This is a genomic window from Micromonospora rhizosphaerae (assembly GCF_900091465.1).
Taxonomy (GTDB): Bacteria; Actinomycetota; Actinomycetes; order Mycobacteriales; family Micromonosporaceae; genus Micromonospora; species Micromonospora rhizosphaerae.
Window position 1 is genome coordinate 4,219,489 of sequence record NZ_FMHV01000002.1, and the last position, 21,568, is coordinate 4,241,056.

A 21,568-nucleotide genomic window follows, 5' to 3' on the forward strand; every position below is an offset into this window, starting at 1 on the left:
CGGTGTGGACGCTCGCGCTGCGCGGTGGCGCGCGTGTCGCGGTGGTCGCGGCGGAGTGGTGCGACGCGTTCGGCGTCGTCACCCGCGGGCGGGTGCAGCTGGAGCTGCGCGACGGCGAGCCCGGGCCGGTCCTCGGACCCGACGCCGGGTTCTGGCTCCGCGGCACCGGCGTCCGCGCCCTGCGGAACCCCGGCCGTCGCACGGCGAGGGTGCGCATCGTCACGCCCAGGGCCAGGACCGTCACCTGCCAGTCAACACACCCCGTACGCCAGTTACCGAACGATGGAGGAACGACATGAACAGCATGAATGACACCGGGGTCGTCGCAGGCCCGGCATCGGGCCAGACCAGCCACACTCACCGACTCCGCGGGCTCGCCGGCACCGGCTTCATTGCCACGCTCGCGGCGATGGTGGCCACCACCCTCGCCGCTGCGCTTGCCCAGGCCGTTGGCGTCGACTTCGAGGTCCCCGATGGTGGCGAGACGATCCCGTTGTCCGGGTTCGCCGTGGTGACCGGCTTCTTCTCGGTCGTGGGCATCGTCATTGCCGTCGCTCTTCTTCGTTGGAGCGCTCGCCCCGCCGAGCGATTCGTGTGGACGGCAGTGTCGCTGACCGCGATCTCGTTGGTCCCGCCCCTCCTCTCCGGAGCAAACACCGCCACCACCACCGCCCTCCTCGGGCTACACCTCGTCCCTGCGACGGTGATGATCCCCACCCTGGCGCGGAGCCTCCGCACCCGGACCGATTGACGATCCCGCAACGGGACAACGCGCGGCGCAAGGGCGTGCGCGAGCGCACTAACGTGGCCCCCGGTGCTGCCACCCCCCATTCCAGGTTCCTTTTCTTGGTCAATTCGAAAGCTGAGTCGCGTGTGCGAAGAAGCACAGGGCACCTTGCGGGATGAAGACCAAACGCCATCCGCTTCGGTCGGGCGCACCGGCTACCCCGGTCGCGTTCACCCTGGCCAACCCCGCCGTCGCGCGCCTCCCACGTGGATTCGGCTCCTGCACGGCGGCTTGAGCCGGGATCTGACCCCTCTCTCGGGTCGAGGTCAGGCTCAAGCCGCGCCAGGACGCGCTCGCGGCCGAACCCTGACACCTACGCGTGGCGATGGGACCGATCGGCGGCTGTGCGGATATCGGCTTGGCGTCAGCTGGTAAGGATATGGGCGTGAGCGAAAGTCTCCTTCGTGTCGTGCCGACCGTGCCGGACTGGGTGCCGGCGCAGGACGCCGCGGATGCTGCGGCCTTGGTCGTCTCGGCGATGTGTCCGGGCGCGGGAGAGTTGGTCGCCTGCCGGTACGCCGAGGTTACGTTCATCGACCAGGGCGCCAACTTCGAGGCGGTCGGCTGCCCGGTCTGCACGGCTCCACTGGATGGCGACTGGTGGCAGGAGCGCATGGACGATGCCTATGCCACTCGCTTCGCAACATTGGACACGGTGACACCGTGCTGCAGCGCCACCGTCTCGCTCAACGACCTGGAGTACCACTGGCCGGCCGCCTTTGCGCGATTCGAACTTCAGGTTCGCAATCCAGGCCGCGGCTGGTTGTCGCCCGACGAGGCAGCGCAAGTGTCGACCGTGCTCGGCAGCACGGTTCGCCAGGTCTTCAGTCACTACTGACGGAACACCGGCAGGCAACTCCGCCCGCTCGGCGGCAGATGAGCGCATTGGCGGCCGGCCGAGTTGGCCGGGCGAAATGGTTGGACGGGAGGACGGTCGGGCTGATAGCTTGCCCCGGACCGTGACATTGCGCGAGGAGGTGAGACCCATGAACGCTGTATCGATGTGGGTGCTCCCCTCGTCGTCACGGTCGGGCGATTGACGTAGGTGTCGCCGGGAGCGCCTCGACAAGGCAATCCCGAAAGGCAACGACCTATGAATGCTTTGCATTTCACTTCGGGCATGGGCGAGCACACCGTAGTGATCTCGCGGGTCGCGGAGAGCCAATGGCACGCTGTGGAGGACGACCGGGTGGTCGGCCGCGGCGACGCTTCGCGCAGGCCCGACGGGCGGATCTTCCTCAGCATCGACGCGTGGCACGGCGCGGTTTTCGACCAACTCGCCGATGCCATGCTGGCGGACCTGCCGAAGCCGCTGTACACGGTGGTCGACGAGGCTGACCTCGACTTGACGTCCCATTGGGAGCGAGCCGGCTTCACGACCCGACGCCGCGAGTGGGAGTACCTCGTGCCCACCGACCCGCGGGTCACGGGACTCGGCTCAGTGCTACCGCCGCCGGGCGTGACGATTGTGGCCGTCGGCGAGGCGGAGGAGGCCCCTCTACGCACATTGGACCGCGTGATTCGCGACGAAGTCGAGGCCACCGTCGGATGGCAGGAAATGCCGGCTGAGGTGTTGCCCCGCCCGGATGGCGCTACCCTGCTGGACTCGTCGAAGTATGCGGTGGCAGCACGGCCTGATCAATACGTGGGACTGGTCCGGGTGGCGCCGGTGACCCGGCAGCCACGGATCGGGCTGATCGCAGTCCGGGCCGACCGGCACCGCCGAGGTATCGCTCGGGCGCTGCTGGCCCACGTACTGGGTTCGCTGCACTACAGCGGGATCGAAACAGCATCGGCCGAAGTGAACGAATCCAACGGGGCGGCCACGGCGCTGTTCGAGGGCGTCGGCGCCCGGCGTGCCGGCAGCAACCTGGAACTGGTCCTCCGCTGACACCCCACCGCGTCACGGCCGCATCGGAATACGACCAGAGGAGGTGCTAACTATGGCGAGAACATCAGGCGGCATCGAACTCGAGGGCACCGTCATCGAGTGCCTGCGCAACGCCACCTTCAGGGTGGAGCTCCAGAACGGGCACAAGGTGCTGGCGCACATCAGCGGGAAGATACGGAAGAACTACATCAAGATCTTGCCGTATGACCGGGTGCTCGTAGAACTCAGCCCGTACGACCTCACCCGCGGCCGGATCCTCTACCGGTACAGGACCTAGCGTTGGGCGACGCGCCGAAATCAGAATGCGGTCTCCGACCTGGATCGGAAATAGAGGCGACGACTCGGCCCGGTTCCTGGTCCGGCATTCCGGCCGGGTAGGCACGTCACCGGCCTGAACTGACAGCGGTATCGGTGTCCGGCTTCGAGCTGGTCGCCGACACCGCTGTCGCATCTCGTCGCCGCCTTCCAAAGATGCGACGATAAGCTTTCTGATCAGCAGGGCGTCCGCGTCAGCCATCGCTCAGGGGCCGCTCTGACGGGCGAAACGGGGGTCGGAGGGATCGGCTGCGTCGCGGCGAGAGATTTCTCCGGGGCCGTGTCGATCCGCGGGCCGGTCGTTCGACGTGTGGGTGCGAGGGCCGAGAGGCGGCCCCGCCGGACGAGGAGAACGCGATGCCGAAGTACCTGCTGATCATGCGGGGCACGGACGAGTCGAACGCGGCCATGATGGCCAACATCGACGAGATGATGGCCACGACCCGCCAGTTCATCGAGGAGATGGTCAAGGCCGGCGTTCTCCTCGCGGCGGAAGGGCTGGACGATCCGGGCCGGGGCGTCGTGGTCGACTTCAGCGGCGAGGCCCCAGTGGTCACGGACGGGCCGTACGGCGAGACCAAGGAACTGTTCGGGGGCTTCTTCCTGCTCGACGTCGCCTCGAAACAGGAGGCGGTCGAATGGGCCAAGCGGGTCCCGGCGGCCCCCGGGTCCAAGATCGAGGTCCGGCGGGTGCCCGGGAGCGACGAGGTCCCGCAGGTCGACGAGTGATCGTCAAGGACTGGGCCGGGCGCGAGAGCAACGGCCAGATCTGATGGGTACGGCCGACGTCGAGGCCGTCTGGCGGATCGAGTCGGCGCGGATCGTCGCCGCGCTGACCCGGTTCACCGGCGATTTCGGGCTGGCCGAGGACGCGGCCCAGGAGGCGGTGGCCGAGGCGCTGGTGTCGTGGCCGCTCGCCTCTCCGGCGAATCCGGCCGGCTGGCTGATGGCCACGGCCCGGCGGCGGGCGATCGACGCGATCCGCCGCCGGGCTGCCCTCCAGGACCGATACGCCCTGCTGGCGGCCGACTTGGCGGTCGACTCGGCGGTTGACGAAGAAATCGATCCCGACAAGATCGATGACGACGTGCTTGCGCTGATGTTCGTCAGCTGCCACCCGGTGCTCTCCCCCGAGGCCCGAGTGGCGCTGACCCTGCGCGTGGTCGGCGGCCTGTCCAGCGAGGAGATCGCCCGCGCGTTCCTCGTACCCGTGCCGACCGTGCAGGCCCGCATCACCCGGGGCAAGAAGACGATCGCGGCGGCCGGGGTGCCGTTCGAACTGCCGGCGGCAGGCGAGCGCCGGGAACGGCTGGGCGGCGTGCTCAGCGTCATCTACGTGATCTTCACCGAGGGGTCGACGGCCACGTCGGGCGACCGGCTGCTGCGCCCTGAGGTCGCGTACGAGGCGATCCGGCTGGCTCGTACGCTGGCCGCGCTGCAGCCGGACGAGCCGGAGGTGCACGGCCTGCTCGCCCTGTTCGAGCTGACGGCCGCGCGCTTCCCGGCCCGGACCGGCCCGGACGGTTCACCGATCCTGCTCGAGGACCAGGACCGGCGGCGGTGGGACTTTTCGGCGATCCGCCGTGGGCTGGCCGCGCTGGCCAAGGCATCGACTCGCGGCCTCGGCCCCTACGGCCTGCAGGCCGCGATCGCCGCCGCCCACGCGTCGGCGCCCTCCGTCGAGGCGACCGACTGGGACCGAATCGTAGTGCTCTACGAGGCGCTCGGCCGGGTCGCGCCCTCGCCGGTGGTCGAGCTCAACCGGGCCGTCGCCGTGGCCATGGCCTCGGGTCCGGCGCAAGCCCTGGCCATCGTGGACGAGCTGATCGCCTCGGACCGGCTCCCCGGTTCGCATTTGGTTCCGACCGTACGCGGTGAACTGCTGGCCCGGCTCGGACGGCGACCGGAGGCGCGCGCCGAGCTGGAGCTGGCGGCCCGGCTGTGCGCCAACCAGCGGGAACGCTCAGTGCTGCTGCGCAAGGCGGCCACGCTGGGCTGACTTCTCCAGCTCGGCCAGCCGAGACTCGAGCGCGGCCCGGATGCCGTCGATCGCGTCGGCCACGTCGGCCGAATCCCTGAACGCGGACGGCGGGAGCGCGGCGAACCCGGGGAGAAACTCGCCCACGGTCGGCGCGTAGACCTCGTCCGGGACCGGCCGTGGCCCAGGTGCTCTGTCAGGCCTGGGTGGCAGCAACGGTTCGATTAGATCCCATTGGTCGTCGACGACCCGCGCCTCACTCGAGCTCCACCGAGCGAGGCTGATTTTCACATCGTGGCGCTGATCAACATTTATTCAGCAAATCGTGTTAGGGACTCACACCGCACAGAAGCAGGGCCGTCATTCCATCAGCTGTCCAGCCTCCTCACGACCAGCGGGCGCACGGTCTGCCGCAAGACCTTGAAGGCCAGATGAGAGGAGTGCTGACCCGCCAGCCGCTACCGGAGCCATCCTGCCGCAGCAGGCTGACAGAACCCATTAGATGAGTGTGGTCAGTGGCGTTGTCGATGCGGTTGGTGGACCGACAGCGGCTTCAGGTCCTCATGGCCCAGTCGGTGCGCGATGGCCTGGGCCTGAGCGTCAGGATCAGTGCGGTCGACCGCAAAGGTGACTACGTATGTGCCCGGCATGGCATACCGCAGTCCGCTCAAATCGAGGGCGTAGTAGCTGATCTCGACCATCTCAGGGCGTTCCTCCGGCGCGCGGATCGCTACGTAGCTGCGAATCCAGGCTCCGCCGTCCTGCCCATACCCTTCACGCCACAACACCGCCTGCAGGTTCTTCGCAACCGACCGTGCTGGCCACATTCGGCTTGCCCGCGCATTCGCCCGGGAGATCTCAGACGCGTATGCCTGCGCGTCGAACCGGAAGATCCCCAGCCCGACCTCCGGCCCCTTCTTGATCACCTTTCCGATGCCTGTCAGGCGCCAGCAGTCCCAGATCACCTCAGAGCCGGCCCGATCAATCCGGACCGTAAGTTCGTCCTCGGTCGTGTCCGAGCCGCCCAGTCCGACCTCTCGGACATCCGGCGAGACAGCCAGCCCATCCGGCCCGAGCAACCACGAGGGCGTGAATCCGGCTACCGGCTTCCCGTGGAAGCCGTCGGGCGGGTAGGCCGCTGCCACGACGTCAAGGCCGTTGACGAGGATCCGCGTACGGTGTGACGTGAACTCGGCGGGAAACAGCAGCGGCTCCAGCCTCAGGACATCGAGCACTGCGCGAGTCTAGCTTTGCAAGGACCACCGCAGGCTGAGGGACGTCCTCACTTCGGCACGTCCGGACGCCTTGCCCGATCGAAGCTGGCCACACCTCGTGACGCGCGGTCAGCGGCATGAGTAGCCCTGTGTCAAGCGGGAGGGGCGAGGACGGCCTGCAGAGCTCGGTGGCGGGTGGGGTCGTAGGCGACACGGTCTTGCCAGCAGCGCCAGATCACGTGCAGCCAGGCGCGGGCGAGGATTCGAGTGGCGTGGGGGTGGTCGTGGCCTCGAGCCCGGGCCCGCCGGTAGAGGTCGGCGGCCCAGGGGTTGGCGTGGTGGGAGTCGCCGGCGAAGTCGATGACTGCTCCACGGAGTTGTTTGTCGACGGCCCAGCGAAAGCTGACGACTTTCACCTTCCCGGACTGCCTGGTCGAGGGCGCGGCGCCGGCCAGGCAGGTGAGTGCCTCGGGCGTCGGGAAGCGGCCGCGGGCGTCACCGATCTCAGCCAGAAGCCGGGCCGCTCGCACGATCCCCGCCCGGGGCAGGGACGTGAACACTGCCGCGTCGGGATGCTGCAGCAGCTGGAGCTCAATCTGCTCTTCCAGCGCGTTGATCTGCTCCCGCAGGGCGGTAAGCCCAGCCACCAACGCAGCGGTGACGTGCGCCCGGGCGGTGGCTTCAGGACCGGTGGTCCCGCGGGTAGCCGCGAGCAGATGGGCGTGCAGCAGCCCGGCTCGTGCCGGGTTGGGGTAGGAGACGCCGCGCAGCCAGTTCTGCAGTCTGCGTGGCGACAACCAGTCGACCTTGTCCTGAGTCGCGAACCGGGTGAGGAAACTCAGGGTGATCGCGGAGTCGATGTCGCGGAACAGCCCGATCACGGCGGGCAGAACGTGTTCGAGGTGGGCGCGGAGCTGATTGGCCATCGCGACCCGGGCGGCGATGAGGTCCTTGCGGGCGCGGACGGTCATCCGCAACGTGAGTGTCGCGGGAGAGTCGACGGTGAGGGGACGCAGGCGATGGCGGTCGGTGCGGACGGTGTCGGCCAGGACGTAGGCATCGAAGCGGTCATCCTTGTTGCCGGCTGCGCCGTAGCGGCGGCGCAGGTGCTTGATCTGGTTCGGGGCGATCACGAAGACCGTGAGCCCCGCATCGAGCAGGGCCTCGACGAGGGGCCCGTCGGGGCGTTCGATAACGACCTCGAGCACCATGGCCTGCTGCAGGCATCGCAGCAGCTTCCGCAGCCCCGCAGCGGTGTGCTCGACGAGCATCCGTTGAACCTCAACACCGTCGCAGTTAACGATCGCGAGGGCGTGCTCCGTGCTGGCCCAGTCGATGCCCGCAGTGGGTCGACGCATCGAGGAGTCGTGTCCGACACTCATAGTGTCCTCCTTGCTGTTGCAGCAGCAGGTGGGCACCCAGTGGTCTCAGGACACGGAAGCCGGTCGCTCACTGATCGGCGCTCGACGGCGCTCAGCCCTGTCGCCAGTCATACGTGTCCTGGGACCACCGGGCCCCGCGGAACTCATGCCGGACCTCTGACGGTCAAGCGTGCAAGGCGGTGGCCCGGTGGAGACCAGGTGCGCCGACGACCCGAGATCGCCGGCACCAGACACGGTGCCCGACGAGACCGCCGACAGGAAGAGTCTGCGCAGTGAGCGTGCACCAGATCGGAAGGACTACCCGGTCATAGGTGACCTCGGCTGCCTTTCCATAGATAGAGGTCCCGCAGCAGGGATATCTCGGCGCCGTGGTGAATGACCTCGCGGTGTACGTGCAGGATGAGCTTCGCCATCGGTGCATCCGCGTACTCCGGCGGTGAGATGGCGCCTTGCGGCTGAGCGATCCGGCTGCGCCGAGGTGGCGGTCATCGCGGATCCACGCATCGTGCCCGTCGTCGAGCTGGCGCAGTGCTGCCTCGGCGGTGCCCGGGTAGGCGACGGCCCGGTGACAGGCAAGCGAGCCATCGAAGTGGGGTGCGGTCGGTGGTCCGAACACGTCGATGAGGTGCGCCAGCCGCCAGGCGATCGTGGTGACCGGCGCGCGGTCGTGTGGCGGGCTGGCGTAGTCCAAGGTGAATTCGCCTGCGCCGACCGACAACGGCGCAGAACTCTGGCCGCACCGGCTGAGGGTCCAGGCGCCCGGGACCGGCTGCCAGAAGTACTCGTCATCGGTCAGCCCGTCCAGCCGTGGCCGAAGCTGATGCTGCCAGTGCCACTCAAGTTGGTCGACCAGCTCTGCGTTCCAGTCCACACCCACGGTGCGACAGTAGAGATTGACAGGCGACCCGATCAAACCTACGACGAAACCGCCAGGGCCCCGAAGCGCCCTACAAGGCGGCACTTTCCCGCTCCGGCCCAGCCGCCGCGGCGAGCGGATTGCCGTAAGCGGATGCGGTTCCTGACTATCACAACCCCCGTACGCAGTATGGTTCGGTTCGTGACCAACCGGACGGTGCCCGTGGCCAGCGTGTCGAGCCGCGCCGAGGGCGACATTGTGGCGGGCTTGCTGCAGAGCGAGGGCATCGACGCCTGGGTCACCGCCGACGACGCGGGTGGCGAACTGGGCTCACTCCAGTTGGAGGGAGTGCGCGTGCTGGTCGCGCCGGCCGACGAAGCCCGGGCACGGCAAATTTTGGCGAACTCGCCGTCCTAACGGCTCGAGTCCCCGTACGCGGCCAGCCGTCGACGAGATGCGCCGACAGGTCCCGCATCTCGCGCGGAGCGCCGCTCCCAATCTGTTTCCCCGCCCAGCTCTGCCAACCGCTCGGATCGCGGCTACTTCTTTAATTTGATCTACGACCTGTGCCCGGCCAGGCTGGGTCGAGGTGGCTGGCGGGTTGCTCTGTTCTGCGGCTGTCCACGGCATCATGGGTGTGACTCTCATCTGGGGTGCGCCCGCCGGCTACCGCCCGGGGAGTGGCTCAAGAGGGGTTTGTGCAGCTCAAAGTAGCTTTGCCCTCCCTGTCGAATGTCCAGCATTTGCCAGGAGGAAGCCAGCACATGGGTCGTGTAGTAATCGGGATGGATCCACACAAGCGGTCGGCCACGATCGAGGTCATCGATGACCGGGAGAAGGTCCTCGCACGGGGGCGGTACGGCACGGACAGCGTCGGCTATCAGGAGATGCTCGCGGCCGGCCGCCGGTTCACCGACCGGGTCTGGGCGATCGAGGGCTGCGGCGGAATCGGCCGGCACATCGCTCAGCGCCTGGTCGCCGACGGCGAGCCGGTCCTGGACGTGCCCGCGAAGCTGTCCGCGCGGGTGCGGGTGTTCGACACCGGTCAGGGCCGCAAGACCGACCCGGTTGACGCGCACAGCGTCGCGGTGGCCGGGCTGCGCAGCCCGGGCCTGCGCCAGGTGGCCGTGGACGACGCCACGGTCGTGCTAAGGCTGCTGGTCGACCGCCGCGACGAACTCGGCCGGACCCGCACCGAGACCGTCAGCCGCATCCACCACCTGCTCCTCGAGCTGATCCCCGGCGGGGCGAAGAAATTCCTCACCCGCGGCCAGGCCAGCTACCTGCTACGCACAGCGCCGCCACCGGTCGGCATCGTCGCCCAGACCCGCCACGATCTCGCCCGCGAACTCATCGAGGAACTCACCACGATCGACGCCAAGATCCGGGCAGCGGACAAGCAGTTGCGCCAGCTCGTCGCCGCGCACGGCAGCACCCTGACCGACCTGTACGGGATCGGCCCCTCCGGCGCAGCCCGGCTCATCGGCGACATCGGTGACATCAGCAGGTTCCGTACCGCCGCGCACTTCGCGTCCTGGAACGGCACCGCGCCGCTGGAGGCGTCCTCCGGCGACCAGCGCCGCCACCGGCTTTCCCGGGTCGGCAACCGGCGTATCAACCGAGTCCTGCACATCATGGCCATCGTCCAGCTCCGCCGTGACACCCCCGGCCGGGCCTACTACCGGCGCCGCCTCGCCGAAGGCAAGACGACGATGGAAGCGCTCCGCGCGCTCAAACGCCACCTGTCCGACGTCGTCTTCAAGCGGATGCTTCGCGACGCCACGCCAAAGCGAACCGCAGGGACGGGCCCGGGAGGACACACGGGAGCGACTCTGCAATCCAGCGCGGACGACCCAATCCCGACGGCCGTCTCTTCGGACAAGTCACAGCCCGGACCCGCCGACAACAAGCCTAAAACAACCTCGCCGCAACCCCTTGACTAGCCCGTGTTTCGTAAGGGCGCTGGGCGGTGAGAAGAGCCGGCGTGGCGGTGATCGATAAGAGAGGAGGTCTCCGGTAGATCGGTTAGCGACCAAGCAAACCGAAGACCGACCGGAGACCTCGTGCCCAGGGTAGCGGCAGCGAGGCGGCACGATCTCACCGACGCTCAGTGGGCGGGGCTGCGGCCTGTTCTGCCTGTGGAGCCGGGCCGGGGGCGTCCGCCGCGTTGGACGAAACGGCAGATCATCGACGGGATCCGGTGGCGGGTCCGGACCGGGACGCCGTGGCGGGATGTGCCGGAGGTGTATGGGCCTTGGCAGACCTTGTATCGCTGGTTCCGGCGCTGGCAGCGTGACGGCACGTGGGCGAAGGTCCTGGCAGGGTTGCAGGCCGGGGCGGACGCCGCCGGGAAGATCGACTGGACGGTCAGTGTCGACTCCACGATCAGCCGCGCCCACCAGCACGCTGCGGGTGCCCGCCGGGACGGTCACCTGCAGAAAGAACCGCCGGGCGGCGTTGCCACCGAGCCTGCCGATCACGGGCTGGGCCGTTCCCGGGGCGGGTTCACCACCAAGACGCACCTGGCCTGCGAGCAGGGCCGCAAGACCCTCGCCGTGGTGATCACCGCTGGGCAGCGCGGAGACAGCCCACAGTTCATCACCGTGCTGCAGCGGATCAAGGTGTACCGGGTCGGCGGGGGCCGGCCCCGCACACGTCCCGACCTGGTCCTGGCCGACAAGGCGTACACCAGCCGCGGCAACCGCGGGTATGCCCGCCGCCGAAAGATCCGGGTCTGCATCCCGAGCAAGGCCGACCAGGACGCCCACCGTAAGGCCAAGGGATCCAAAGGCGGACGACCACCCGCCTTCGACCCGGTCGACTACCGATTGCGGCACGCCGTGGAATGCGGCATCAACCAGCTCAAACAGCACCGCGCCATGGCCACCCGCTACGACAAACTCGCCGTCCGCTTCGAAGCCACCGTCACCATCGCCGTCATCAACCAGTGGCTCCGAGCCTTATGAAACACGGGCTAGAGGGGGAACCAGATGCGGATGTCCGATCATGGTTGGTTGATCGCGTCGGGCGGGGCCTCGCTCGAGGTGTTCCCAGGGGTGCGCGAACGCCAGTAGGCGGGCCCTAAACTTGCGGCTCGTGACGACACCCCCCACCCCGGCCGAGGTGGCCTTCGCGCTGTTGCGCGAGGGCCGTATGGGCGACGCCGAGAACCTCATGACGCGCGAGCTGCAGGCCGCCACGGACAAACACGGTCACGGCAGCCCGGAATGGGCCTCGGCCCAGTGCGACCTTGGCAATGTGCTGCTGGACGCCGATCAACGCGACCGCGCGATCGAGTGCTACCGCCGCGCCGTCTCCGCGACGCCGCGCGATCACGAGTCCCGCAAGGACCAGTTGACCTACCGACTCAATCTGGGCTTGGCGCTGCGCATGGCTGGACGACTCGACGAGGCCGAGACGGAGTTACGCCAGGGCGTTCAGGAGCGGCTCGCCTTCTACGGTCGCGAGCATGCCGGGTACGCGTTCGGCCTCGAACCATTGGCGGACCTGCTGCGGCAGCGTGGCGACGTGGCAGGTGCCCGGCAGGTCGTCGAGGAGGCGGTGGCCAACTTGTGGCGCAACGGGCACGAGCGGGTGGCCTCCGCGTTGGCGCTGCGAGCAGCGATTGTGCACGCCGGTGGCACCCGCGAGCCGCTCTTCGTGGGCCTGCAGCAACTGCCGGACGAGGTCGTCGAGCAGGTCGGGCGAGTCGTCACCCAGATGCTGGACCACGACGATCCGGCAGCCAAGCCCCTGCTCACCTCCCTGGTCGTCGCCTTGGAGGAGCGGCTCGGCATTGACCACCAAGCGACGCTCAACGCCTTGTCCGCGCTGGCGAACCTCGGCCGTGATCTCGGTGACCAGGCGGGGCGGGTTGATGCGATCGAGCGCGTGCTCGCTTCGTACGACCGCCAGGGACGGCAGGAGGAGGCGCTGATGGCGGGGCTCGGCTTGGCGATGGCCCAGGACGAAGCCGGCGATGCCGAGGCGGCGCTGCGCACGTACGCGTCGGCGCACGCGAGGGCGGAGCGCATCGGTCGTCCGGAGCTGCGAAGTCAGGTGCTGCGCAACTGGGGTCTCGCGCTGAAGGAGGCCGGCCAGGTGGGCCCGGCGGAGCAACGGCTGACCGAGGCAGTGAGCCAGGCGCGCCGCGGCACCGACCATGACACGGTCGGGCGGGCCTGCATCGCCCTCGGTCTGTTCCACCAGCATGAGGGTCGGCTGTCGGAGGCCCGCACGGTCCTGGAGGAGGGCCTGACCATCATGGATCCCGTACACCCGGACGCGATCATCGGCCGCAGCCACCTCGGTGCGGTCCTGGATGGCCGCACCTGCGGGTGCGGCGACATGGCGGGCACGATCGCCGACGCGTTCCGCGAGTTCGTCATTACCAGGCTTCCCGCGGACTTGCTCGACCGCCTCGACGTGGCGATCGTGGACGGCGACTTCAAGATCGATGTCGGGCTGCGGCGAGAACCGACCGAGTCCGAGCTCGAGCGGCTCAACGACGTCTTCCAGACCGCTCACGCGGAATTCCGCCGCCGGCTCAGCGAGCCCCGCTACGCCGGCTAACCGCCCGACTGCCGTTGCAGCACCAGGCCATCGGCGCGCGAGGCCAAGCCTCGACCTCGCCATGATCACACGCACTGTCTCGGCAGTTGTGTGCCTTGAGGAACGCGCGACCAGCGGCAGATGAGGATGCCTACGGCGAGTCGGAAGTCGATCCCAGATACGTTCGGCGGATGAACGACGAATTACCCAGCGGCGGTATCGAGGTATCGCCCGGCGACGTCGAGGCACTCGAAGCCCGCTGGGCGGAATGCTGGAAGCCGCACGATGTCGCACGCCGCCTGGCCGGGATCTCCGCGCCTTGGTATATCGCGGCAGGCTGGGCTCTGGACCTGTTCCGCGGTGAGCAGACCCGCGAGCACCACGACATCGAGATCGGCGTCCCAGCCGGGCAGTTCCCGGAGATCCGCGAACACTTTGCCGAGTTCACTTTCGACGCAGTTGGCGCGGCTCGGATCTGGGAATCGGCGACGCCACAGGTGCTGAGTGCCACTCGGCAGACCTGGCTGCGCGAGCCGGCGACCGGACACTACCTGCTTGATGTCTTCCGTGAGCCGCACGACGGCGAGGTGTGGATCTACCGGAGAGACGAGACGATCAGGCTGCCCTACGCCGAGATCATCCGGCATACCTCGGACCGGATCCCGTACTTAAGCCCTGAGCTCGTTCTTCTCTTCAAGGCCAAGCACGTACGGCCAAAGGATCAGGCTGACTTCGACGGCGTCCTCCCGCTGCTGACTCATACCCAACGCGAGACGCTGTCCAGGCTACTAACGCAAGTGCATCCGGGACATGCCTGGCTGGCGGCCGTGTAGCCGTGTCCTACGGCGAGCCGCAACAGTGACGCAGCACGGCCCGTCCCCTCATTCCAACGGATTCGCGTGTGAGCGGCCCCGGCACGCCGTCACCCGGGTAGCGCGCGGATCGCGGCTACCTCTTGACTGTGGTACGACCGCAGCCCGGCCAGGCTTGGTCGAGGTGACCGGTGGGGTCGCTCTCATCGCGGCTGCCCACCGCTGTTTGGTGTGGCTCTCATCTGGCGTGCGCCCCGCCGGTCACCGCGGCGGAGAGAGGCTCAAGAGGGGACTGCCCGGCTCAAGGTAGCGCTGCCCTCCCGTCGACGAACACCGTCGGATCGAGGGAGGACAGGATGGCTCAGGTCATCATCGGCGTGGACCCGCACAAGCGTTCCGCCACCATCGAAATCATCAACGCGCGGGAGAAGACGGTCGGGCAGGGCCGGTTCGGCACCGACCGCGACGGCTACCAGGCCATGCTCGCCGCCGGCCGCAAGCACAAAGACCGCCTTTGGGCGGTCGAGGGCTGCAACGGCATCGGGCGGCACGTCGCTCAACGCCTGGTCGCCGACGGCGAAACCGTCGTGGACGTTCCCGCGAAGCTGTCCGCCCGGGCCCGCGTGTTCGCCACCGGCCAGGGCCGCAAGACCGACCCGGTCGATGCCCGCAGCGTCGCCGTGGTCGCCCTGCGCACCGAAGGTCTGCGGCAGGTCGTCACCGACGACACCACGGTCGCGTTACGGCTGCTGGTCGACCGGCGTGACCAGCTCGGCCGGGCCCGCACCGAAGTGGTCTCCCGGCTGCATCACCTGCTACTCGAGTTGGTGCCCGGCGGCGCGAAGAAGGATCTGTCCGCCCAGCAAGCCCGCGCCCTGCTGGGCACTGTTCGCCCGCGCGACGTGGTCGGCAAGACCCGTCGCCGGCTGGCCTGCGAGCTGATCGGCGAGCTCGTCGTCATCGACAAGAAGATCAAAATCGCGAAACAGGAGCTCACCGACCTGGTCAACAGCACCGGAAGCCGGCTGATGGACCTGACCGGCACCGGACCGTCCGGCGCGGCCCGCCTGCTCGGCGACATCGGAGACATTGCCCGGTTCACCAGCCGCGCCCACTTTGCCTCGTGGAACGGCACCGCACCGATCGACGCCTCGTCCGGCGAGCAGAACCGGCACCGGCTCTCCAGAGCCGGGAACCGGCGCATCAACCGGGCCCTTCACATCATGGCCATCGTCCAACTGCGCCGTGACACCGAAGAGCGCCGCTACCACCGGCGCAGACTGGCCGAGGGCAAGACCCCGATGGAGGCCCTACGGGCACTGAAGCGGCGCCTGTCCGACATCGTCTACCGGCAGATGGTCGCCGACGCGAAGCTGGTCAAGACGGGCCCGGGAGGACACGCGGGGGCGACTCTGCAATCCAGCGCGGCCGACCTGAACCCCGAGATCGACACTTCGGAAAAGTCACTTCCCGGACCCGCCACACCCCAGCCTAGAACAACCCACGCCGCGGCCGCTTGACACAGAGGGGTGCCAGATCCGGATGTCTGGGTGTCCCCTTTGGCTGGAGCGAGCTTGTCCTATCCCTGTGCTCTAATCCCGTCATGCACGTCATCGTCACAGGCGCACTCGTTGAAAACGGCGCGGTCCTGCTAGTACACCGCAGCCCGACCCGCCGGGCATACCCAGATCTCTGGGATCTGCCCGGGGGGCATGTCGAAGCGGGTGAGTCGGAACTACAAGCCCTCGCGCGTGAGATGTGCGAGGAGCTCGGTGTTCACATTGTGGCGGAGTCCTCTTCACGGTTGGGCGGTTGGGCGACTTGCATGCCGGCAGTGGTGAGGACGCCGTTCACGTGGGCGTCTGGCAAATCGGAGACTGGGTTGGCTCTCCCACCAACCGTGCACCTGACGAGCATGACGACATCGCATGGGTCGGGATCAGCGAGCTGGACGGCCTTCCCCTCGTGCATGGCGACTTGGCGGCATTGGTTCGTTCTCTGCCTGAGCCTGAGTGGGCCCCCAGGCACTCAGATGTCACCGACTGTAACCAGGACGACCGAGGAACCAAGGCCGACTGTCGTGCATGTGCTGGGACGGATTCGTCAAGCAGGTGGTGGGACTAGACACGCCGGCAGTCGGCCTGTCCTCCGTCGACTGAGGCGCGACAGTCGGCCGCCAACTGATCTGCGACGACTCAGCGCGCTGATCGCGGCATGTCAGTGCGCTTCGGCATTGCCACACTGCACAATACGGCGACTAATGTCTATGCGCTGTACTGGGTGCTGCGTCGGGTATCTAGCGGAGAGGCGATATGGATCTTGCGCTGCCGGACGGCCGGGTCCTGGGCTGGGCGGAGTACGGCGATCCGGCCGGGCCGCCGGTGGTGTTCCTGCACGGCACGCCGGGCTCTCGGATCAGCCGCCCGGACGACACGGCGTTGGCGGGCGTCCGCCTGATCACCGTGGACCGGCCCGGGTACGGTCGGTCCACACCTGTCCGACAGCCAACGCTCCTCGGCGTCGCTGACGACGTCGGTACGGTGATGAGCTCTCTGCGGATCGAGCGCTTCGGCCTGATCGGGTTCTCTGGTGGCGCGCCGTACGCCGTGGCCTGTGGGGCCCGGTTCCCGCATCGACTGACCGGAGTGGTCGCCGCAGGCTTCACCGGCCCGTATCGGGAACTGCGCACAGTGCGTGGCTGGCAGCGGTTTCAGGCGTGGGCCTTGCGGACCGTTCCGGGGCTCGGGCGCCGCTACGTGACCCGCGCCGCCGCATGGTACGCCGAGGATCCGCTCAAGCAGCACCGGCAACTGCTTGCCGCGGGCCAGGACCCCTGGATGCGGCCCCACGAGGAGTCCAACCGCGAAGGTGCCCGCCAAGGCGCGGCCGGGCTGGCCGGCGACTGGCTCGCCACCGACATCCGCCCATGGGGGTTCGGCCTGCGCGAGGTGCCCTGCCGCGTCCTCATCTGGGCCGGTCGACACGACCCCGGCCGAGCCGTTCCCGACGCACCGCTGATCGCCGCACGGATGCCCAACGTCAAGATTCGCATCAGCGAGGACGCAGCCCACACGCCGTCTCCGGCCCACTGGCAAGCGATGCTGACGTGGGTAACGAGCGGCTGAGAACCGGCTCTCCCGAGATGGCCGCGGAACCGGAGCGGATTGAAGCACATCCGCTATTCGGCATGTCAGTGCGTTCGGCCCGGGTAATTCCCCGTGCGGCGGCTACGACGGGTGGGGCGCGGAGCAGATCGCGTCGACCAGGCCCGGTGAGCGCCGGAGGTGACCCCTCACTCGCGGCGTGGGAGCGGGTAGCGTCGGCGGGGCATAACGATGCTCGCGGCCGCTGGCCTGGTTGATGCTGTGGTCGCGGCGGCGTAGTCACGGCGGACCGAGGGAGCGCGCATGCAGACCCGCACGGATCTCATCGAGGACCTGATGGGGCGGTTCCCGCACATTCCGCCAGAGGCGGTCATCAAGGAGGACCTGCTGCGTGGCGGCATGGCCTTCGACGACTCGGCGCTGACCGACAACGAGAACGGCGACGTCAAGCCAAAGTCGTACTTCATCTTCTCCTTCGACCATCGGACCTTGCCGGAGTTGGGCACGGCGGCTCTGCGCCGGCCACCGGAGGAGATCGTGCTCACCGGCGGCCCGTACGGGTTGCGGCGCACCGTCGTGTCGGTGCGCGTCAATCCCGACTCGCCGTACCGGGTGAAGGACGACGGAAGTGGCGCCCTGCAGCTGTTCCTGGACGACCGGCCGATCGCGTACGTCGGTCTGCCACCGATGCCGGAGTACTACCGGCACCGACTCGCCAACGGCAAGTCGGTCATGGAGGTCGCGCCCACGATCCAATGGGGCTACCTGGTCTACCTGACCGTGTTCCGGGTCTGCCAGTACTTCGGCGCCAAGGAGGAGTGCCAGTACTGCGACATCAACCACAATTGGCGCCAGCACAAGGCGGCCGGCCGACCGTACACCGGGGTCAAGCCGATCGACGAGGTGCTGGAAGCGATGGAGATCATCGACCGGTACGACACGGCCGGGGCCTCGCGTGCGTACACCCTCACCGGCGGCAGCGTCACCTCCAGGGTCGACGGGCTGGCCGAGGCGGACTTCTACGGCCGCTACGCCAAGGCGATCGAGGAGCGGTTCCCGGGCCGGTGGATCGGCAAGGTCGTCGCCCAGGCGCTGCCGAAGGACGACGTGCAGCGCTTCCACGACTACGGCATCCGCATCTACCACCCGAACTACGAGGTGTGGGACAAGCGGCTCTTCGAGCTGTACTGCCCGGGCAAGGAGCGGTACGTAGGACGCGAGGAGTGGCATCGCCGGATCCTCGACTCCGCCGAAATCTTCGGGCCGCGCAACGTGATCCCGAACTTCGTCGCTGGGGTCGAAATGGCCGCGCCGTTCGGGTTCGCGACGGTTGACGAGGCGATCGATTCGACCGCCGAGGGCCTGCAGTATTTCATGTCCCGCGGTATCACCCCACGGTTCACCACTTGGTGCCCGGAGCCGACGACGCCGCTGGGCCGCACCAACCCGCAGGGCGCCCCGCTGGAGTACCACATCCGCCTGCTAGAGGTCTACCGGGCGACGATGGAAGCCAACCGGCTGTCCAGCCCGCCGGGCTACGGCCCACCCGGCGCCGGCAACGCGGTCTTCTCGGTAAGCTCCTTCATGGACAGCCTCCCTGTCGAGGGGAGGCTGGCAGCCACCCCGGCGTGACGCACCGCAGACCGGCGCCAACAGTTGGACGTGCCGGGCTCACTGGGCTGCCAACGCCCGACCAGCGGCAGATCCGGATGCTGGATCAGAGGCCGAACGAGAGTCAGACGCAGGCGGTCGGAGACGACGGGCCTCACCGTCGCGCGCATCGACGGAAACCCCGTCGTGCTCGTAGCCGAGTTTGCGCGAGACGCCTTGAGATGAGTGGTTGTCCTGGAACACCTCGGTCAGTGCGGCGGTGGCGCCGAGATGATCTTAAAGCAAGGGTGAGCAGTCCGACCCTCGCTTCCGTTCCAATAGCCTTTGCCCTGATGATCTATGCCGAGCCAAGCCGGGGTCGTCACCTGTCTCACCACCGGGAAGTCCCGTGCGCGAAGCGTGACGACGCCGATCGGCCGGCCCGCGCGGAAGACGCCCATCCCGAGCCGCCACGCTGCCACGTTCCAGGAGGCAAGCTGGTGCCAGTGTTCTTGCAAGACGAACCGCGCCCGGTCCGTATAGGTGCCGTCGGTCCATGGGGTCAGGAACGGCCGCTCGCCGGGACGATCCACGCCGTGGCCTGCGAGGTCGGCAAGCTCAGCGAGTTCCGCCCCGCCTGGTAGGCGCAGCTGCAGGTGCGGTGTGACGATGGTGAGACCGTATTGAGGCCACAGATCGGCGAGTATGTCCCGCATCCTCTTGGCCAAGATCCGTCTGGGCAACCGAGATACCTCCAACGCACTGGTCTCGGCACGACCGCGCATCGGGCGCTGCCGCTCCTTGCGGCTTCTTCGCACGTACCGTGACAGCCGGTCGGCGGCATAGCGGATGTTCAGCGACAGCGCCCCAGCACTCGTGCGGCAATCGTCGATGAGCCCGATCGCGCCCCGGCGACCGCGTCGACGGCTGGGCCGGCTCAGAGCAGCGGTTGCAGGAGCCGGTGCGGGCGCTGGCGCAGCGCGACGCTGACCGGGTCCGGGCGCGGCTGGGCCGGGACGCCCGGCCCGGCGTGGGCCTCGACGTCGCCGGGTGGCACGTCGGCGTGGCCGCAGGCCGGGCAGCGGCCGGCCGGGTCGAGGTCGGCGCCGCACGCGGCGTGCCGGAAGATCCGCAGCGGCTCGCCGGTGCCGAAGTGCCGCTCGCCCCAGCGCATCAGCGGGAAGATCACCGACCAGAGCTCGGTGCCCCGGTCGGTGAGCAGGTATTCGTCCCGGGGTGGGGAGTTTTGATAGCGGTGGCGCTGGAGGATGCCCGCCTCGACGAGGGTGGCGAGTCGGTCCGCGAGCACGGCCCGGGGGATGTCCAGGTGGGCGAGGAAGTCGCCGTAGCGGCGTACGCCGTAGAAGGCGTCGCGGACAACGAGCAGCGTCCACCGCTCGCCGACCAGTTCCAGCGCCCTGGCCAGGGAGCAGTGCTGCCCTTCGTAGTTCTTCCCCAGTGCCATGGAATCGATCCTACACCTGGTTGGTTCATTCAACGAACCGACTCTGGTAAGGTCGGTTCACTCACCGAACCGAGAGGCCTTCTGCATGTCGACACCTGCTGGCGCCACCGCCCGGTCCGCCGCCCCGGTCGCGGACGCGACCCGCACCGGCTCCCGGGCCCTGTTCGCGGTCTGCGCCGCGACCCTGCTCGTCCTCATGAACTACACCGCACCGGTGGCCGTACTGCCGCAGACCGCGCGGAGCCTCGGGGCCGGCCTCACCACCCAGACCTGGCTGATCAACGCGATCACCCTCGGGCTCGCGGCCACCCTGCTGGTGGCTGGCAGCCTCGGCGACGATTTCGGACGGCGCCGGATATTCCGGGCGGGCCTCGCGCTGCTCGCCGCCAGTACCCTCGGCGCCGCCGTCGCCCCCAACGCCGGCACCTTCGTCGCCGCCCGGGTGCTGCAGGGCGTGGCCAGCGCCGCGATCCTCGCCGCCGGGCTCGGCCTGCTCGGGCACGCCTTCCACACCAACCATGGACGGTCCCACGCCACCGCCCGCTGGGCGTCGATGCTCGGCGCCGGCATCGCCCTCGGACCGCTGACCGCGGCCGTCCTGACCGCCCTCGGCAGTTGGCGCTGGTCCCACCTGATGCTCGCGGCGGTGGCCGCGGTGCTGGCGGCGCTCACCGGCCGGCTGCTCGCCGAGTCCCGCGCCGAGCGGCCGGCCCGCATCGACGTACCCGGGGTGCTGACCCTCGGCGCGGGCCTGTCGCTGCTGCTCGTCGCCATCACCGCCGGGCGCATCGGCTGGCTGCGGCCCGCGGTGCTGATCCCCCTGGTGCTCGGGACGCTGCTGCTCGCCGCCTTCGTGGTGATCGAGGCCCGCGGCCGGGCGCCGATGCTCGACCTCGCCCTGTTCCGGCGGCCGGACTTCCGGATCGCCACCATCGGCGCGTTCTTCACCGGGCTCGCCGCGATCGGCCCGAGCACCGTCCTGCCCGTTTTGGTGCAGCGGCTGGTCGGCATCAGCGCGCTGGGCGGCGCCGGCCTGGCCTTCCTCTGGGCGGGGGCCTCGTTCGTGGTCAGCAACCAGATGCGCCACCACGGCACGCGCTTCGCGCCCACCCGGCAACTCGCTCTCGGTTTCGCCCTGACCGCCGCCGGCTACCTGGCCATGCTCGGCTACGCCGATGCGCACTCCTGGGCCCGCACCATCCCCGGCCTGCTCATCTCCGGGGCGGGCAGCGGGCTGCTCAACGCGGCACTCGCCCGGCTCGCCGTCACCAGCGTCCCCCTGGACCGGGTCGCGATGGGCTCCGGCGCCAACAACACCGCCCGCTACGTCGGTTCCGCCTTCGGGGTCGCCGCCAGCATCACCGTGGCCTCCAGCCTGCTGCCGGCCGGCCAGACCGCCGGCTTCTCGGCCCACGGCGCCGACGTGGTCCTGCTGCTCGGCGCCGGCGTGGCCGTGCTCGGCGGCGCGGCGACCCTGATCCGCCGCCGGGTCACCGCACCGGCCCCGGCCGCGGTCTGACCCAGGGACCGGTGCCTCGGCCGTGGGCCGAGGCACCGGTCCGGGCCGTGCCGGGCGAGCACCGCGCTGCGGCAGAGGGCTCTTCCCCGCTTGTCGCGGGGAAG

At 68.8% G+C, this 21,568-nt stretch carries 21 protein-coding genes and 2 pseudogenes; 17 read left to right on the plus strand and 6 right to left on the minus strand.

The annotated features are described in order from the left end of the window. Positions 1-2 precede the first annotated feature (2 nt). From GA0070624_RS35865 to GA0070624_RS19755, 7 genes are all read left to right on the plus strand, one after another. Positions 3-299: a hypothetical protein gene (locus tag GA0070624_RS35865; protein WP_245718887.1), complete on the plus strand. Its 297-nt coding sequence runs from the start codon at positions 3-5 to the stop codon at positions 297-299. Beyond that, the gene (locus GA0070624_RS35870; RefSeq protein ID WP_245718888.1) at positions 296-751 is read left to right on the plus strand and encodes a DUF6069 family protein; all 456 of its coding nucleotides are present in this window, start codon (positions 296-298) and stop codon (positions 749-751) included. The genes GA0070624_RS35865 and GA0070624_RS35870 overlap by 4 nt, the downstream gene beginning before the upstream one ends. Before the next feature lie 421 nt (positions 752-1,172). Then, complete coding sequence (locus GA0070624_RS19735; RefSeq protein ID WP_141715099.1) at positions 1,173-1,625, plus strand: hypothetical protein; 453 nt, start codon at positions 1,173-1,175, stop codon at positions 1,623-1,625. Positions 1,626-1,907: 282 nt separating this feature from the next. Then, positions 1,908-2,678 (plus strand): GNAT family N-acetyltransferase, encoded by a 771-nt coding sequence (locus GA0070624_RS19740; RefSeq protein WP_218105215.1) that lies wholly within the window; start codon positions 1,908-1,910, stop codon positions 2,676-2,678. Between the two features lie 52 nt (positions 2,679-2,730). Continuing rightward, positions 2,731-2,955, plus strand: coding sequence for a translation initiation factor IF-1 (infA, locus tag GA0070624_RS19745; protein WP_091343210.1), 225 nt, complete (start codon positions 2,731-2,733; stop codon positions 2,953-2,955). 395 nt (positions 2,956-3,350) lie between these two features. Next, positions 3,351-3,722, plus strand: coding sequence for a YciI family protein (locus tag GA0070624_RS19750; RefSeq protein WP_091343212.1), 372 nt, complete (start codon positions 3,351-3,353; stop codon positions 3,720-3,722). 43 nt (positions 3,723-3,765) lie between these two features. Continuing rightward, entirely contained in the window at positions 3,766-4,992 is a 1,227-nt protein-coding gene (locus GA0070624_RS19755; protein WP_091343214.1) for an RNA polymerase sigma factor, read from the plus strand. Here GA0070624_RS19755 and GA0070624_RS34880 read toward each other — a convergent pair. The 4 genes and pseudogenes from GA0070624_RS34880 to GA0070624_RS19770 all read right to left on the minus strand — a co-directional run bounded on the left by GA0070624_RS34880 (position 4,957) and on the right by GA0070624_RS19770 (position 8,438). Then, entirely contained in the window at positions 4,957-5,118 is a 162-nt protein-coding gene (locus GA0070624_RS34880; protein ID WP_176731785.1) for a hypothetical protein, read from the minus strand. The genes GA0070624_RS19755 and GA0070624_RS34880 overlap by 36 nt on opposite strands. Before the next feature lie 365 nt (positions 5,119-5,483). Continuing rightward, on the minus strand, positions 5,484-6,206 hold the full coding sequence (locus GA0070624_RS19760; RefSeq protein WP_091343216.1) for a hypothetical protein: 723 nt from the start codon (positions 6,204-6,206) through the stop codon (positions 5,484-5,486). Between the two features lie 131 nt (positions 6,207-6,337). Continuing rightward, complete coding sequence (locus GA0070624_RS19765; protein ID WP_218105216.1) at positions 6,338-7,567, minus strand: IS110 family RNA-guided transposase; 1,230 nt, start codon at positions 7,565-7,567, stop codon at positions 6,338-6,340. Between the two features lie 305 nt (positions 7,568-7,872). Continuing rightward, positions 7,873-8,438 (minus strand): annotated as a pseudogene (locus GA0070624_RS19770) (DinB family protein). Positions 8,439-8,624: 186 nt separating this feature from the next. Here GA0070624_RS19770 and GA0070624_RS19775 point away from each other — a divergent pair. The 9 genes and pseudogenes from GA0070624_RS19775 (at position 8,625) to GA0070624_RS19815 (ending at position 18,522) form a co-directional block, all read left to right on the plus strand. Next, the gene (locus GA0070624_RS19775; protein WP_141715100.1) at positions 8,625-8,840 is read left to right on the plus strand and encodes a putative signal transducing protein; all 216 of its coding nucleotides are present in this window, start codon (positions 8,625-8,627) and stop codon (positions 8,838-8,840) included. Positions 8,841-9,187: 347 nt separating this feature from the next. Continuing rightward, on the plus strand, positions 9,188-10,366 hold the full coding sequence (locus GA0070624_RS19780) for an IS110 family RNA-guided transposase (RefSeq protein ID WP_091343223.1): 1,179 nt from the start codon (positions 9,188-9,190) through the stop codon (positions 10,364-10,366). 120 nt (positions 10,367-10,486) lie between these two features. Next, the gene (locus tag GA0070624_RS19785; protein ID WP_091343225.1) at positions 10,487-11,389 is read left to right on the plus strand and encodes an IS5 family transposase; all 903 of its coding nucleotides are present in this window, start codon (positions 10,487-10,489) and stop codon (positions 11,387-11,389) included. A 130-nt stretch (positions 11,390-11,519) separates the two neighbouring features. Continuing rightward, a complete protein-coding gene (locus GA0070624_RS19790; RefSeq protein ID WP_141715101.1) occupies positions 11,520-12,995 on the plus strand; it encodes a tetratricopeptide repeat protein in 1,476 nt (491 codons plus the stop codon). A 170-nt stretch (positions 12,996-13,165) separates the two neighbouring features. Then, positions 13,166-13,807 (plus strand): nucleotidyltransferase domain-containing protein, encoded by a 642-nt coding sequence (locus GA0070624_RS19795; protein ID WP_091343231.1) that lies wholly within the window; start codon positions 13,166-13,168, stop codon positions 13,805-13,807. A 335-nt stretch (positions 13,808-14,142) separates the two neighbouring features. Continuing rightward, positions 14,143-15,306, plus strand: a complete 1,164-nt coding sequence (locus GA0070624_RS19800) for an IS110 family RNA-guided transposase (RefSeq protein WP_091343234.1) — start codon at positions 14,143-14,145, stop codon at positions 15,304-15,306. Positions 15,307-15,389: 83 nt separating this feature from the next. Next, positions 15,390-15,518, plus strand: a pseudogene (locus GA0070624_RS19805) (NUDIX domain-containing protein); the annotation flags it as partial. 649 nt (positions 15,519-16,167) lie between these two features. Then, positions 16,168-16,911, plus strand: a complete 744-nt coding sequence (locus GA0070624_RS19810; protein WP_176731786.1) for an alpha/beta fold hydrolase — start codon at positions 16,168-16,170, stop codon at positions 16,909-16,911. 282 nt (positions 16,912-17,193) lie between these two features. Further along, the gene (locus GA0070624_RS19815) at positions 17,194-18,522 is read left to right on the plus strand and encodes a radical SAM protein (RefSeq protein WP_091343239.1); all 1,329 of its coding nucleotides are present in this window, start codon (positions 17,194-17,196) and stop codon (positions 18,520-18,522) included. A gap of 227 nt (positions 18,523-18,749) precedes the next feature. On the opposite strand, the gene GA0070624_RS19820 is transcribed toward GA0070624_RS19815, so the two are convergent. Together GA0070624_RS19820 and GA0070624_RS19825 are read right to left on the minus strand one after the other, a co-directional pair. Next, complete coding sequence (locus GA0070624_RS19820; RefSeq protein ID WP_176731787.1) at positions 18,750-19,196, minus strand: hypothetical protein; 447 nt, start codon at positions 19,194-19,196, stop codon at positions 18,750-18,752. Positions 19,197-19,417: 221 nt separating this feature from the next. Further along, positions 19,418-19,945, minus strand: coding sequence for a winged helix-turn-helix transcriptional regulator (locus GA0070624_RS19825; protein WP_091343241.1), 528 nt, complete (start codon positions 19,943-19,945; stop codon positions 19,418-19,420). 85 nt (positions 19,946-20,030) lie between these two features. On the opposite strand from GA0070624_RS19825, the gene GA0070624_RS19830 reads away from it, so the two are divergent. Continuing rightward, on the plus strand, positions 20,031-21,464 hold the full coding sequence (locus GA0070624_RS19830) for an MFS transporter (RefSeq protein ID WP_091343244.1): 1,434 nt from the start codon (positions 20,031-20,033) through the stop codon (positions 21,462-21,464). Positions 21,465-21,568 lie beyond the last annotated feature (104 nt).